The sequence below is a fragment of the Streptomyces sp. UF-297 genome (genome assembly GCF_058245575.1).
Map to the genome: position 1 here is coordinate 1 of NZ_JBSIBZ010000148.1, position 13,780 is coordinate 13,780.

Genomic DNA, 13,780 nt, shown 5'->3' on the forward strand with positions numbered 1-13,780 from the left:
CACGATCGTGGTCCCGTGCGGCGCCTCCACGGCACCCTGCACGGGCGGCAGCGGCCGGTTGCCGGGGAGCAGTTCCGGCGAGTGCTCGCCGAGGAAATCCATGAATGACGAAGAGCCTGGCGTCAGGAAGGCAGCTGGTAGACGCCCGGTGCTACGAGTGTTGGCTTCCACACGTTTCCTTCCGGATATTCGGCAGTACGCCTCAAGACGTCCGGCCGATCCTTGAATTGGCTCAGCGCTGCGTTGCAGCTGAAGCACAGTACGCCACGGACTCTACCCGCCCCATGATCGCGTTCAACATGGATGGGACGGGGAGTGGGACGGATGGGGCGGCCGCTCATTCGCCACGCATTGAGCACCTTCCCCCGCGCCTCCCGGCGCGGCCGGGAGTACTCCGCGGAGCACTCCCGACGCTGTGCCCGGAGACCACTGCGAGCGGAATCATTCGGTGCGAATTCCGCTCGCGTCAGGGTCCGATCACACCGAGGGCAGAATTCCCCTTCGGGCATTTCGGACATGTGTCACTGTCCACCCTTTTGCACAAAGGAACGCACAAAATCCTCTGCGTTCTCTTCGAGGACATCGTCGATCTCGTCGAGAACAGAGTCCACGTCGTCCGACAGCTTCTCCTGGCGTTCCTTGAGATCCTCCGAAGCCTGCGCGTCCTGCGCCTGCTCCTCGACCTCCTCGGTGGAACGTGTGGCCTTCTGCTGTCCGCCGCCGGTGTCCTTGGTCGCCATTTCCCTCACCCCGCTCGGTTCGCCCCGCTCGATGTGACTGTCAAGATCAGACCCTACAAGCAAGGTCTGACATCGGCCCTGCACTTTGTTCAACGTCCGGGAGCCACCTCGATGATTCCCGTACCTGCCCGGTTCTCACCCTCCTGACGGCCGGTGATCCGCTTTCCGTCAGCCGCCGGACAGCACCCGCACCAGGTCCTCGGCCGTACGGCACCGGTCCAGGAGTTCCTTGACGTGGTTGCGCGTCCCGCGCAGCGGCTCCAGCGTGGGGACCCGTTGCAGGGAGTCACGGCCCGGGAGGTCGAAGATGACCGAATCCCAGGAGGCGGCGGCCACGTCGTCGGCGTACTGCTCCAGGCAGCGGCCGCGGAAGTACGCCCTGGTGTCCTCCGGGGGCTTGAGCTCGGCCCGCTCCACGTCCGGCTCGGCCAGGATCCGCTTCATCTTGCCGCGCGCCGCCAGACGGTTGTAGAGGCCCTTCTCGGGGCGCACGTCGGCGTACTGGAGGTCGACCAGGTGCAGCCGCGCCGCGTCCCAGTCCAGGCTGTCACGGCGGCGGTAGCCCTCCATGAGCTCGCGCTTGGCGACCCAGTCCAGCTCGCCGGACAGGCTCATCGGGTCGTGCTCCAGGCGGCCCAGCACGTCCTCCCAGCGGGTCAGGACGTCCTTGGTCTGGTCGTCCGCGTCCGCGCCGAAGCGGTCCTCGACGTACTTGCGGGCCAGCTCGAAGTACTCCATCTGGAGTTGTACGGCGGTGAGCGTGCGGCCGCTGCGCAGCGTGATCAGGTGCTTGAGGGAGGGGTCGTGCGAGACCTGGTGGAGGGTGCGCACGGGCTGGTCGATCGCCAGATCGGCGGCGATGAAGCCGTCCTCGATCATGGACAGGACCAGCGCGGTGGTGCCCAGCTTCAGGTACGTGGAGATCTCCGACAGGTTCGCGTCGCCGATGATCACGTGCAGCCGGCGGTACTTCTCCGCGTCCGCGTGCGGCTCGTCGCGGGTGTTGATGATCGGGCGCTTGAGCGTGGTCTCCAGGCCCACCTCGACCTCGAAGTAGTCGGCGCGCTGGCTGATCTGGAAGCCGTGCTCGTGGCCGTCCTGGCCGATGCCGACGCGGCCCGCGCCGGTGACGACCTGGCGGCAGACGAAGAACGGCGTCAGATGGCGCACGATGTCCGAGAAGGGGGTCTCCCGCTTCATCAGGTAGTTCTCGTGCGTGCCGTAGGAGGCGCCCTTGTTGTCGGTGTTGTTCTTGTAGAGGTGGATCGGCTGGGCGCCGGGCACTTGGGCCGCGCGCTCGGCGGCCTCGGCCATGATCCGCTCGCCGGCCTTGTCCCACAGCACGGCGTCGTACGGGTTGGTGACTTCGGGCGCGCTGTACTCGGGATGCGCGTGGTCGACGTACAGCCTGGCCCCGTTGGTGAGGATGACATTGGCCAGGCCGATGTCCTCATCCGTGAGCTGACTGGCGTCAGCGGACTCGCGTGCGAGGTCGAAGCCGCGGGCGTCCCGCAGCGGATTCTCCTCCTCGAAGTCCCAACGGGCGCGGCGCGCCCGGTGCATCGCCGCCGCGTAGGCGTTGACGACTTGGGACGAGGTGAGCATGGCATTGGCGTTCGGGTGGCCGGGGACGGAGATCCCGTACTCCGTCTCGATGCCCATTACTCGCCGTACGGTCATGCGGCCCTCCTTGCCCGGCGGCGCCCCGGGATGGGGTCGGCGCTCAAGTACCGCTGCGCTTCCGGTCGATGTGCGGTCCCCGCTCCCGCACAGCGTGACGCGGCGGTACCGAAGAGCCTAGAACGGCTTTGCGGCGCTGGGGAGATCATTACAGTCATTGCTCCAGTCCGGTCGAACCTGTGGCAAAAACGCATCCGGCTGCGGACGCCCCGTGCAGGACATCCGCAGCCGGAGAGCGGTGTTACAGGTACTGACCGGTATTCGCCACCGTGTCGATGGAGCGGCCGGTGTCCGCGCCCTGCTTGCCGGTGACCAGCGTGCGGATGTAGACGATCCGCTCGCCCTTCTTGCCGGAGATACGAGCCCAGTCGTCCGGGTTCGTCGTGTTGGGCAGGTCCTCGTTCTCCTTGAACTCGTCCACGCACGCCTGGAGGAGATGGGCGACCCGCAGGCCCTTCTGGTTGTGCTCCAGGAAGGCCTTGATCGCCATCTTCTTGGCGCGGCCGACGATGTTCTCGATCATGGCGCCGGAGTTGAAGTCCTTGAAGTAGAGGACTTCCTTGTCACCGTTGGCGTAGGTGACCTCCAGGAAGCGGTTCTCCTCGGACTCCGCGTACATCTGCTCCACGACCGACTGGATCATCGCGCTGACGGCCGCCTTGGGCGATCCGCCGTGCTCGGAGAGGTCGTCGGTGTGCAGCGGGAGCCGCTCGGTGAGGTACTTGGAGAAGATGTCCTTGGCCGCCTCCGCGTCCGGACGCTCGATCTTGATCTTCACATCGAGACGCCCTGGCCGCAGGATGGCCGGGTCGATCATGTCCTCGCGGTTGGAGGCGCCGATCACGATGACGTTCTCCAGGCCCTCCACGCCGTCGATCTCGGAGAGCAGCTGGGGGACGATGGTGTTCTCCACGTCCGAGCTGACACCGGATCCACGGGTGCGGAAGAGGGAGTCCATCTCGTCGAAGAAGACGATGACGGGGGTGCCCTCGCTCGCCTTCTCCCGCGCACGCTGGAAGACCAGGCGGATGTGCCGCTCGGTCTCGCCGACGTACTTGTTCAGCAGCTCGGGGCCCTTGATGTTGAGGAAGAAGCTCTTCTCCGCGGCCTTTCCGGTCACTTCCGCGACCTTCTTGGCAAGGGAGTTGGCGACCGCCTTGGCGATGAGCGTCTTGCCGCAGCCGGGCGGGCCGTAGAGCAACACGCCCTTGGGCGGGCGCAGTTCGTGCTCCTTGAAGAGGTCGGGGTAGAGGTACGGGAGCTCGACCGCGTCGCGGATCAGCTCGATCTGGTTGCCCAGACCGCCGATCTTTGTGTAGTCGATGTCCGGGACCTCTTCGAGGACGAGTTCCTCGACCTCGCTCTTCGGGATGACTTCATAGACATAGCCGGAGCGTGGTTCGAGCAGCAGGGCGTCGCCGGGGCGGATGGTGATGTCCAGCAAGGGCTCGGCGAGCCTCACCACCCGCTCCTCGTCGGTGTGCCCGATGACCAGGGCGCGCTCGCCGTCCTCAAGGATCTCCTTGAGGGTGACGATGTCCCCGGCGCTCTCGAATTCCATGGCCTCGACCACGTTGAGCGCTTCGTTGAGCATGACCTCCTGGCCACGCCTGAGCTCGTCGAGCTCGACACTGGGGCTGACATTGACCCGGAGCTTTCGGCCTCCGGTGAAAATGTCGGCGGTGCCGTCCTCGTTCGCCTGCAAGAAGACACCGAAGCCGGCCGGCGGCTGCGCGAGCCGGTCGACTTCCTCCTTGAGCGCGACGATCTGGTCGCGGGCCTCGCGGAGTGTATTGGCGAGCCGCTCGTTCTGGGCGGACACACCAGCCAGGTTGGTCTGCAGCTCGACGATCCGCTCTTCGAGAATCCTCGTGTGACGCGGAGAGTCGGCGAGCTTGCGTCGCAGGACGGCGATCTCCTGCTCGAGATAGGCAACCTGGCCGGCAGGGTCTTCAGACCCCCGCCCCGGCCGGATGCCGCGGTTCATGTCGTCGTCGTGGGCTGCCACGGTCCTCACCTCCTCCAAGGGGAGCTGGACGCTTCCTGACCCTACCTGGGCCGGTGCAGGTTGAAACCCCTAGATCGAAAAGACTGTCGGGGCGTGTCCGATCTTCACCCTTGCGCACGTCCTCACGCAGGGGGGATACCCACCCAACAACATCAGAAAGCGAGCGGTTGTATCGTCGAGACGGTCAACACCCGTCAGGGCTGGCCCCATTTGATTCACCCCACGCAGGAACGGCAGGCACGACATGACCGCACAGGATGAAGGCATCCAGGAACTGGAAGTCTGGATCGACCAGGACCTGTGCACCGGTGACGGCATCTGTGCCCAGTACGCGCCCGAGGTCTTCGAGCTCGACATCGACGGCCTGGCGTACGTCAAGAGCCCCGAGGACGAGCTCCTGCAGGAACCCGGCGCCACCACGCGCGTGCCGCTGCCTCTGTTGAACGACGTACGGGATTCCGCCAAGGAGTGCCCCGGCGACTGCATCCACGTACGCCGCGTAGCGGATCAGGTGGAGGTCTACGGGCCGGACGCGCCGTAGACGCGGCGTTACGGATCAGACACTCTCGGCGACGGAACGGTCGCCGGAACCGGTGTCACCGCCGGAATCGACGGGAAGTTCGCTCTGGACGAACTTCCCGTTTTTCCATTGCCATTTGACGGACTTGCGCTCGTCCGGGCAGCAACGGGGCACGCTCTGCGCGGAGTAGCCCAGCAGCGTGGCGGAGATGACCCCGTCACTGACGGTGAGGTCCTGGACGCTGAGGTCCCGCCCGGGGGCGAGCAGGGTGGCCGCGATACGGGTCTGTGCGCCCTTGACGGCGGGCCGGGACAGGACATAGACGCCACTGGGCGGAGTGCCCATCTCGGCGTGGCAGCGCACCGCCACGACCGTCTCGGCCCCGCCGTCGCCGTCGAGGTCGCCGCGCGCGCTCTTGACGACGTCGACGCGGTTCGGGCCGCAGTCCACGGGATAGGTCACCGCGCGCGGGTCGGGGGCGGCTGCGGGCCGCGGGGCGGCCCAGGCGCCGGGTTCGTCGGCGGTGGTGGCCGTGGCGCCGGAGGGCCGGACGAAGGACGCGCCCGCGACGACGGCCGCGAGAGCGGCGGCCGTGGCGAGCCAGTGCACGGGGCGGGTACGGGTGTGCGGAAGGTCCTGGCCTGCCGAGTGCTGCACGCGGGGTAACTCCTGTGAAGAGCTGTGGTGGTGGAGGTGTCCAGCATCGTTCCACAGGACACTGCGGCGCGGAACCGGAGCCCGGAGATGGCGGCGCGGGCGCCCCATCGGGCGAACCCTGAGAACGAAACAGCGCCGCCGGCGGTTCCCCTTTCGGGGGAACTCGTCGGCGGCGCTTGGCCGTTGCGGCGCGGGTGCGCCTCGGCTCGTCCGGCCGTCAGCCCTTGGAGCCGCTCTGGCTGCCGGGACCGTCGTAGTCCTCGCCGTACGCCCCCTTGGCGGGACGGCGGCGGCGCAGCGGCGGCTCGACGCCGTCCGCGAGGCGGCGGGCGGTGAGCAGGAAGCCGGTGTGGCCGATCATGCGGTGGTCCGGGCGGACGGCCAGGCCCTCGACGTGCCAGGTGCGGACCATGGTCTCCCAGGCCGACGGCTCGTTGAAGGTGCCGTGCTCGCGGATCGCCTCGACGGTGCGGGCCAGCTGCGTGGTCGTGGCGACGTACGCGCACAGGATGCCGCCGGGCACCAGCGCCTTGGAGACGGCCTCCAGGCACTCCCAGGGGGCGAGCATGTCCAGGATGACGCGGTCGACCTCGGTGTCGGAGAGGTTGTCCTGGAGGTCGCCGACGGTCAGCGTCCACGCGGGGTGCGGGCCGCCGAAGTAGCGCTCCACGTTCTGCGTGGCGATCTCGGCGAAGTCGGCCCGCCGCTCGTAGCTGTGCAGCATGCCCTGGTCGCCGATGGCGCGCAGCAGAAAGCTGCTGAGCGAGCCGGAGCCGACCCCCGCCTCGACGACGCGGGCGCCGGGGAAGATGTCGGCCATCGCCAGGATCTGCCCCGCGTCCTTGGGGTAGACCACGGCGGCACCGCGGGGCATGGACAGGACGTAGTCGGGGAGCAGCGGGCGCAGCGCGAGGTAGGCGACGTTCCCGGTGGTACGGACAACACTGCCCTCGGGAGCACCGATCAGCTCGTCGTGGGGGAAGGCTCCCTTGTGGGTGTGGAAGCTCTTCCCTGCTTCGAGCGTGAAGGTGTAGTGGCGTCCCTTGGGATCGGTGAGCTGGACCTGGTCCCCGACCTTGAAGGGCCCGCGACGGCGGGCGGCACCGGTCGGTTCGGACATGTGACCAGCCTACCGGGCTTTGAGGGGCGCCCTGTACCGGGGCGAGGCGGGGGCGTATCCGGTGACGTGCCCGGCGACGCGTCCGGTGGACCGTGGCGGGCGGGCTGTGGCGGGTGGGTGCGGGGGTGGGCGGGGGTGAGCGGGGATTCGGGTGCGGCCTCTACGGGGCGAATCGAACGCGCTCGGCCCCCCAGCGGGGGGTTACCCGGAGGGCCGGGTGGTGGAACCTCTCAGGACGGGCGTGCCATCGCCGCGACGAAGGCCTTCTCGACGTCGGCGGTGGACAGGACGCCGTAGATCTCGCCGGTCTCCTCGATGACGAGGTACTCCGTGGCGGGGGTGGCGCGCAGGAAGTCCAGCAGGGCCTCGCCCGCCAGCTCGGCGGAGACCCGCATGCCCTCCTTGAGGTCCTGGGCCAGGCCGCTGACGGCGACCCAGGGGCGGCGGTGCTCGGGGACGCCCACGATGGCGGCCTCGCGTACGACGGCGGTGGGGGCGCCCTGGCGGTCGACGACGACCAGCGCGCGGGCACCGGCCTCGTTGGCGCGGCGCAGCGCCTCGGACAGCGGGGTGTCGGCCTCCACGGGGACGGCCCGCCGGGTCAGGGTGCGGGCCTGGAGGTCGGGGAGGCGTTCGCGCAGGCGGGCCATGCGCAGGCTGTTGCCCGCGCCGGTCCAGATGATCCCGGCGAGGATCGCGGCGAGCAGGGCGTCGGTGAGCGAGTCGGCGCCGCCGATCTCGGGCCGGGCGCCGCCCAGGACGCCGGTGTGGGTCAGTAGCGGCAGGCCGATCAGGACGGTGACGGCCAGGGCGCGGCCGACCCAGGCGGCGGCGACGGTGCCCGTCATGGGCTTGCCGGTGATCTTCCAGACGACGGCGCGCAGCATCCGGCCGCCGTCGAGCGGCAGGCCGGGCAGCAGGTTGAAGATCGCGACGATGAGGTTGGAGATCATCAGGCCCGCGAGCAGGACGCCGGGGACGGTGCCGGGATCGACCAGCTTCATGCCGCCGTAGAAGACACCTGCCAGGACCAGGGAGAGCAGCGGTCCGACGAAGGCGAGGACGAACTCGCGGCCGGGGGTCTCGGACTCCTTCTCGATCTCGGAGACGCCGCCGAAGAACTGGAGCTGGATGCGGCGCACGGGCAGCTTGAAGCGCAGGGCCGCGACCGTGTGCGCCAGTTCGTGGACCAGGACCGAGGCGTAGAAGGCGACGGCGAAGAAGAGGGAGACCAGGTAGCGGGCGGCGCCCAGTTCGGGCAGTACGCGCTCCAGCTGGCCGCCGAAGACCCAGGTGATCAGGGCGGCGACCAGGAACCAGCTGGGGGCCACATAGACGGGCACGCCGAAGGGGCGGCCCATCAGGATGCCGCCGCCGGGCTTCTTGCGCTCCTCGGGGCGGCGCGAGGGTCCGGGCCCGCCCGACGGCGAGGGTGTGGTCCGGGCGCGCTGCCGGGTCTCGCTCGGCGGATCGGCCGGCCGGTGCTGCTCGGACTCCTGAGAGTCCTGCGGCTTCCCGCTCTCGTCCACGGTGTCCCCTCGTCGAATACGGCCTTCGCGTATGCCTGGTGCGGTCCCCCGATCATGCAGCGCAAAGGGGTCTGCCGTCGATGGTATGCGGATCGCCGCGGGGCGCTTCGCCTCGGCTCCCCGAACAGGGGTGCTCGGGGAGCTGGGAGTGTCAGTGGCGGGCCGTAGGGTCTTGTGCCATGGGAACGAGCACCGAGAAGGCCGCAGTGGAGCAGCAGGCGCAGGACGGCGCCCCGGCGGCGGGGGCTGCCGCCCGGCCGGTCGCGCTGTCGCCGTCGCGGGCCGGCGACTTCATGCAGTGTCCGCTGCTGTACCGCTTCCGCGTGATCGACAAGCTGCCGGAGAAGCCGAGTGCGGCGGCCACCCGCGGCACGGTCGTGCACTCCGTGCTGGAGCGGCTCTTCGACGCGCCGGCGGCCGAGCGTACGGCCCCCAGCGCGCGGGCGATGGTGCCGGGCGAGTGGGAGAAGCTGCTGGCCAAGCGGCCCGAGCTGGCGGAGCTGTTCGCGGACGACCCCGAGGGGGAGCGGCTGGCGCAGTGGCTGCGGGAGGCCGAGGCGCTGGTGGAGCGGTGGTTCACGCTGGAGGACCCCACCCGCCTGGAGCCCGCGGACCGCGAGCTGTATGTGGAGACGAAGCTGGAGTCGGGCCTTCAGCTGCGCGGGTTCATCGACCGGGTCGATGTGGCGCCGACCGGTGAGGTGCGCATCGTCGACTACAAGACGGGCAAGGCGCCGCGGCCCGAGTACGCCGAGGGCGCGCTGTTCCAGATGAAGTTCTACGCGCTGGTGGTGTGGCGGCTGCGCGGCGAGGTGCCCAAGCGGCTGCAGCTGGTGTATCTGGGCAGCGGCGATGTGCTCACCTACGACCCCAGCGAGGCGGATCTGCGCGGGGTGGAGCGCAAGCTACTGGCGCTGTGGGACGCGATCTCGCGGGCGACGGAGAGCGGCGACTGGCGCCCGCGCCGCACCAAGCTGTGCGGCTGGTGCGACCACCAGGCGGTGTGTCCGGAATTCGGCGGTACTCCCCCGCCCTATCCGCTCCCGACGCTCCCCGCTCCCGCCCGGGCCCGGGCGGAGGACGCCGGGGCCGGCCAGCAGGGCAGAATGGGGCAGGTCTAACGAAGGAGATCTAGTGGCTATCCGCGTCCTGCTGGTCGACGACCAGCCGCTGCTGCGCACCGGTTTCCGGATGATCCTGGAGGCCGAGCAGGACATCGCGGTCGTCGGCGAGGCCGGCGACGGCCTGCAGGCGCTGGACCAGGTGCGGGCGTTGCAGCCCGATGTGGTGCTGATGGACATCCGCATGCCGCGGATGGACGGCGTCGAGGCGACCCGGCAGATCACCGGCCCCGCCAAGGACGGCCCGGCCAAGGTGCTGGTGCTGACCACCTTCGACCTGGACGAGTACGTCGTCGAGGCGCTGAAGGCGGGCGCCAGCGGCTTCCTGCTCAAGGACGCCCCGGCCAATGAGCTGGTGCAGGCGATCCGGGTGGTCGCGGCGGGCGAGGCGATGCTCGCGCCGAGCATCACGCGCCGGCTGCTGGACAAGTACGCCGGGCATCTGCCCTCGGGCGAGGAGCCGGTTCCGGACACCCTGCACACGCTCACCGAGCGCGAGGTGGAGGTGCTCAAGCTGGTCGCCCGCGGGCTGTCGAACGCGGAGATCGCCGCGGATCTGTTCGTGAGCGAGACGACCGTCAAGACGCACGTGGGACATGTGCTCACGAAGCTGGGGCTGCGCGACCGGGTGCAGGCGGCGGTGTACGCGTACGAGAGCGGGCTGGTGCGCCCCGGCGCCCAGTGAGGTGACCGGGCGAGCGAGAGCGGGCCGGACGGGGATTCCCGTCCGGCCCGCTCTTCGTATACCGGGCGTCAGTTGCCGACGCCGCGGCCCAGCTCCCAGATCTGCAGTGCGGAGGAGGAGTTCAGCGCCCACTCCGCGCCCGTGATGTCATCGCGCGCGGCGACGTACTGCTTGCCCTGCCACAGCGGGAGGTAGGGCACCTCGTCGGCGATGATGTCCTGGGCCGTCTTGAAGCCCTCGGCGGCCGCGTTGCGGTCGGTCTGCTGACGGGTGGCCGGGATCAGGTCGGTCTCGATCTTCTTGTTGCGGTAGGGGGAGTTGAGGAAGTTCCCCTCGCCGATGAACGGCGCGATGTAGTTGTCCGCGTCCGGGAGGTCGGCGTACCAGCCCATGCCGTAGACGGCGTACTTGCCCGCGGACTGGTCGGTGCGGAACTGCTGCCAGTTGTCGACGCCCTTGAGGTCGACCTGGAAGAGGCCGCTCTTGTTCAGCTGGGTCTGGAGGGTCTTGAACTCCTTGACCGTGCTGGGGCCGTAGTGGTTGGTGGTGTAGGTGAGGGTCAGCTTCACCGGGGTCTCGATGTGCGCCTGCTGGAGCAGCTTGCGCGCCGCGTTGACGTTCGGGTTCCCGTACTTGGTGAAGAAGGAGTTGATGTGGCCGGTCAGGCCGGTGGGCACCAGGGAGTACAGCGGGACACCGGTGTAGGAGTAGACGTCGCGGACCAGCGCGGGGCGGTCGATGACCTGCGCCATGGCCTGGCGCACGGCCTTGTTGGAGACCGAGCTGTCCTTGGTGTTGAAGGCGAGGTAGCGGATCTCCTGGCCGGGCACGCCGGTGATGTTGATGCCCTCGGCGCCGCCCTTGGTCAGGTCCTGGACCTGCTCGGGCGACAGGGAGCGGCTCATCAGGTCGATCTTGCCGTTGCGCAGCGACTGCTCCATGGCGTCGGAGCCCTTGAAGAAGCGCACCTCCACCTTCTCGTTCTTCGTCTTCACGCCGCCCTTGTACTGGGGGTTCTTGGTGAAGACCGCCTTGGAGATGCGGCTGCCGCTGACCTCGGTCTCGATCGTGTACGGGCCGGAGCCGACCACGCCGAAGCCCTTGTGGAGGGCGTTCTTGGGGTACGTCTCGGCGTCGACGATCGCCGCTGCCGGGGTGGCGAGCTTGTGCGGGAAGGTGGCGTCCGGCTTCTTGAGGTGGAAGACCACCTCGGTCTCCGAGGGCGTCTCGACCTTGTCGATGTCGTCCAGTAGCGACTTGGGACCGCTCTTGAAGTTGACCTTCCCCACGCGCTCGATGGAGAACTTCACGTCCTGGGAGGTCAGGGCGTGGCCGTTGGAGAACTTCAGGCCCTCGCGCAGGGTGCAGCGGTACTGCTCGTTCTGGGTGTCGCGGAAGCCGCAGGACTCGGCGGCCTCGGGGACCGGCTGGTTTCCGGTCCTGGGCAGCCGCATGAGCGTCTGGAGGGTTCCGCGCAGCATGTTCCACGCGCTGACGTCATAGGCCTGGGCCGGGTCCAGGGGAGCCGGTGCCTCCTTGGTCGCCTCGATCTGGTCGGTGCTCCCGACGACGATCGGCTTGCCGCCGTCGCCCGCGCCGTCCGTGCTTCCACAGGCCGCGAGTACGGGGACGAGCAGACCGGCCAGGGCCGGCAGCACCAAGGTCTTGCGATTCATCGTCGGCAGGTTCCTTATCAGCGCAGAGGTGTTGCTCGCGATGACATTAGTAGGCACCGCCGACGTGTCCGGGACCCAACGGAGTTGAAGCGATATCACGCCCGGATAACGGAAGCCGGATGACCGATATCCGGACGCAGGAACGATTCGTACGCCTCTGAATCAATCGGGACACATACCCCCACGGAAAGCACCGAAAAGGCGCTCTGGAACGAGAGGTGCTTCCCCTGTCGACGGGGCATGGCGTGAGAAACGTCACTCTTTCAATTGCCTGCGGACGGGCGGCAATTCGGCCACTTTATTCGTCACGGAAAATAAGCGGGCCGCTCCCGAGCGTTCCTTCGCGATTCGGCGTTGCACGCACAGTGTACGGATCAATGCCTTTCTGTGATGAGTGATCGGAGAAAAGGCAGATCGACTTCTTCGAGCGAGCGGACGACTCTGCGGCCCGCCGCGGGCTCGATCGGCAGGATCGAGGGGACCGCCACGACCTGGCAGCCCGCCGCCTGAGCCGCCGTCACCCCCGTGGCGGTGTCCTCCACGACGGCGCAGCAGACCGGGTCCACGCCCAGGCGCGCCGCGGCGGTCAGATACGGGTCCGGGTGCGGCTTGGTCCGTGGCAGATCGTCACCGGCCAGCGTCAGGCGGAAGTTGCCGGCGCCGAGCGAGTCCAGCATCCGGTCGACGATGCTGCGGTGCGAGGCGGAGACCAGGGCGGTGGGGACCTGATGGGCCGCCAGTTCGGCCAGCAGCCGGCGGGCGCCGGGCATCAGGGGCACGCCGCGGTCGATGCGGGCGGCGAAGCGGGTGTTGAGGAGCACGGTCAGCTCGGCGAGGCCGATATCGGCGCCGGTGGCCTGAATCAGGTACGAGGCGCTGCGCGACATGGGACCGCCGACGACCACCTCGCGATGGCTGTCGTCCAGCACATGGCCCAGCTCGGCGAAGACCTCCGCCTCCGCCTCCCACCAGAAACCCTCGGTGTCGACCAGGGTGCCGTCCATGTCGAGGAAGACCGCCTGGAGGGTGGCGCCTTCGGCCGTACGGGTGCCGACTGCGGGGATGCTGCTGGTCATCCGTGCACCTCCGTTGTGATGTCCCCGGAGGGACAAAAGGGCCGGTCGTCTTCCCGTACGGGGAAAACGACCGGCCGCTACCGGATCGACAAGTGTACGACCAGGCCCTCGGACGGCGCTCAAGTTCCTGGCGCGGTCCTTGGGGTCACCGGGCCCCTGCGGGGCGGCGGGACATCACCGGGCGTTGAAGTACTTGGCTTCCGGGTGGTGGATGACGATGGCGTCGGTGGACTGCTCGGGGTGCAGCTGGAACTCCTCGGAGAGGGTCACGCCGATGCGCTCGGGCTGCAGCAGGTCGGCGATCTTGGCGCGGTCCTCCAGGTCGGGGCAGGCGCCGTAGCCCAGCGAGAAGCGCGCGCCGCGGTACTTCAGGGCGAACATGTCCTCCACGTCGGCGGGGTCCTCGCCGGCGAAGCCCAGCTCGGAGCGGACCCGGGCGTGCCAGTACTCGGCCAGCGCCTCGGCCAACTGCACGGACAGGCCGTGCAGTTCGAGGTAGTCGCGGTAGGAGTTGGAGGCGAACAGCTCGGCGGTGGCCTCGCCGATGCGGTTGCCGACGGTGACGACCTGGAGGCCCACCACGTCCTTCTCGCCGGACTCCTCGGGGCGGAAGAAGTCCGCCAGGCACAGGCGGCGGCCGCGGCGCTGGCGGGGGAAGGTGAAGCGGGTGCGCTCGGTGCCGTCCTCGTTGAGCAGGATCAGGTCCTCGCCCTTGGAGTAGCAGGGGAAGTAGCCGTAGACGACGGCGGCTTCCAGCAGGTTCTCGGTCTGCAGCTTGTCCAGCCAGCCGCGCAGGTGAGGCCGCCCCTCGCTCTCCACCAGTTCCTCGTAGCTGGGGCCGTCGCCGGTACGGGCCTGCTTGAGGCCCCACTGCCCCTTGAACAGGGCGCCCTCGTCCAGCCAGGAGGCGTACTCCTTGAGCTGGATGCCCTTGATGACGCGGGTGCCCCAGAACGGCGGGGTGGGCA

The 13,780-nt window shown here is 68.8% G+C and carries 13 protein-coding genes and 1 pseudogene; 3 read left to right on the forward strand and 11 right to left on the reverse strand.

Annotated features, from left to right (window positions below):
• The 5 genes and pseudogenes from AC4IJH_RS41830 to arc all read right to left on the reverse strand — a co-directional run.
• Positions 1-171, reverse strand: a pseudogene (locus AC4IJH_RS41830) (proteasome subunit beta); the annotation flags it as partial.
• Entirely contained in the window at positions 123-518 is a 396-nt protein-coding gene (locus AC4IJH_RS41835; RefSeq protein WP_490857279.1) for an endonuclease domain-containing protein, read from the reverse strand. The gene AC4IJH_RS41835 and the pseudogene AC4IJH_RS41830, both read right to left, overlap by 49 nt.
• A gap of 3 nt (positions 519-521) precedes the next feature.
• Complete coding sequence (locus AC4IJH_RS41840) at positions 522-740, reverse strand: ubiquitin-like protein Pup (RefSeq protein ID WP_016325855.1); 219 nt, start codon at positions 738-740, stop codon at positions 522-524.
• A 168-nt stretch (positions 741-908) separates the two neighbouring features.
• A complete protein-coding gene (gene dop, locus AC4IJH_RS41845) occupies positions 909-2,420 on the reverse strand; it encodes a depupylase/deamidase Dop (protein WP_490857280.1) in 1,512 nt (503 codons plus the stop codon).
• 241 nt (positions 2,421-2,661) lie between these two features.
• Positions 2,662-4,428 (reverse strand): proteasome ATPase, encoded by a 1,767-nt coding sequence (gene arc, locus AC4IJH_RS41850; protein ID WP_490857281.1) that lies wholly within the window; start codon positions 4,426-4,428, stop codon positions 2,662-2,664.
• A 244-nt stretch (positions 4,429-4,672) separates the two neighbouring features.
• Here arc and AC4IJH_RS41855 point away from each other — a divergent pair, with 244 nt between their 5' ends.
• Positions 4,673-4,969, forward strand: coding sequence for a ferredoxin (locus AC4IJH_RS41855; protein ID WP_490857282.1), 297 nt, complete (start codon positions 4,673-4,675; stop codon positions 4,967-4,969).
• 15 nt (positions 4,970-4,984) lie between these two features.
• Here the strand turns inward: AC4IJH_RS41855 and AC4IJH_RS41860 are convergent, their stop codons facing one another.
• The 3 genes from AC4IJH_RS41860 to AC4IJH_RS41870 all read right to left on the reverse strand — a co-directional run bounded on the left by AC4IJH_RS41860 (position 4,985) and on the right by AC4IJH_RS41870 (position 8,254).
• Positions 4,985-5,605, reverse strand: a complete 621-nt coding sequence (locus AC4IJH_RS41860) for a hypothetical protein (protein WP_490857283.1) — start codon at positions 5,603-5,605, stop codon at positions 4,985-4,987.
• 217 nt (positions 5,606-5,822) lie between these two features.
• On the reverse strand, positions 5,823-6,725 hold the full coding sequence (locus tag AC4IJH_RS41865; protein WP_490857284.1) for a tRNA (adenine-N1)-methyltransferase: 903 nt from the start codon (positions 6,723-6,725) through the stop codon (positions 5,823-5,825).
• Between the two features lie 230 nt (positions 6,726-6,955).
• Entirely contained in the window at positions 6,956-8,254 is a 1,299-nt protein-coding gene (locus AC4IJH_RS41870; protein WP_490857285.1) for a site-2 protease family protein, read from the reverse strand.
• Between the two features lie 179 nt (positions 8,255-8,433).
• Here AC4IJH_RS41870 and AC4IJH_RS41875 point away from each other — a divergent pair, with 179 nt between their 5' ends.
• Both AC4IJH_RS41875 and AC4IJH_RS41880 read left to right on the forward strand, forming a co-directional pair.
• Positions 8,434-9,375 carry a RecB family exonuclease gene (locus AC4IJH_RS41875; protein WP_490857286.1) on the forward strand — a complete coding sequence of 314 codons (942 nt, stop codon included), beginning with the start codon at positions 8,434-8,436 and terminating at the stop codon, positions 9,373-9,375.
• A 13-nt stretch (positions 9,376-9,388) separates the two neighbouring features.
• Positions 9,389-10,060 carry a response regulator gene (locus AC4IJH_RS41880; protein ID WP_490857287.1) on the forward strand — a complete coding sequence of 224 codons (672 nt, stop codon included), beginning with the start codon at positions 9,389-9,391 and terminating at the stop codon, positions 10,058-10,060.
• Positions 10,061-10,128: 68 nt separating this feature from the next.
• On the opposite strand, the gene AC4IJH_RS41885 is transcribed toward AC4IJH_RS41880, so the two are convergent.
• The 3 genes from AC4IJH_RS41885 to AC4IJH_RS41895 form a co-directional block, all read right to left on the reverse strand.
• The gene (locus AC4IJH_RS41885; protein WP_490857288.1) at positions 10,129-11,736 is read right to left on the reverse strand and encodes an ABC transporter substrate-binding protein; all 1,608 of its coding nucleotides are present in this window, start codon (positions 11,734-11,736) and stop codon (positions 10,129-10,131) included.
• Positions 11,737-12,110: 374 nt separating this feature from the next.
• Positions 12,111-12,812, reverse strand: a complete 702-nt coding sequence (locus tag AC4IJH_RS41890) for an HAD family hydrolase (protein ID WP_490857289.1) — start codon at positions 12,810-12,812, stop codon at positions 12,111-12,113.
• A gap of 174 nt (positions 12,813-12,986) precedes the next feature.
• Positions 12,987-13,780 (reverse strand): vitamin B12 dependent-methionine synthase activation domain-containing protein (locus AC4IJH_RS41895; RefSeq protein ID WP_490857290.1); only part of this gene is annotated, 794 nt, incomplete at its 5' end.

What these genes read in the sequence shown, in the direction of transcription:
- dop (WP_490857280.1), bottom strand. Translation starts at nt 2,420, where the DNA reads ATGACCGTACGGCGAGTAATGGGCATCGAGACGGAGTACGGGATCTCC.
- AC4IJH_RS41875 (WP_490857286.1), top strand. Translation starts at nt 8,434, where the DNA reads ATGGGAACGAGCACCGAGAAGGCCGCAGTGGAGCAGCAGGCGCAGGAC.
- AC4IJH_RS41835 (WP_490857279.1), bottom strand. Translation starts at nt 518, where the DNA reads ATGTCCGAAATGCCCGAAGGGGAATTCTGCCCTCGGTGTGATCGGACC.
- AC4IJH_RS41840 (WP_016325855.1), bottom strand. Translation starts at nt 740, where the DNA reads ATGGCGACCAAGGACACCGGCGGCGGACAGCAGAAGGCCACACGTTCC.
- AC4IJH_RS41885 (WP_490857288.1), bottom strand. Translation starts at nt 11,736, where the DNA reads ATGAATCGCAAGACCTTGGTGCTGCCGGCCCTGGCCGGTCTGCTCGTC.
- AC4IJH_RS41855 (WP_490857282.1), top strand. Translation starts at nt 4,673, where the DNA reads ATGACCGCACAGGATGAAGGCATCCAGGAACTGGAAGTCTGGATCGAC.
- AC4IJH_RS41865 (WP_490857284.1), bottom strand. Translation starts at nt 6,725, where the DNA reads ATGTCCGAACCGACCGGTGCCGCCCGCCGTCGCGGGCCCTTCAAGGTC.
- AC4IJH_RS41890 (WP_490857289.1), bottom strand. Translation starts at nt 12,812, where the DNA reads ATGACCAGCAGCATCCCCGCAGTCGGCACCCGTACGGCCGAAGGCGCC.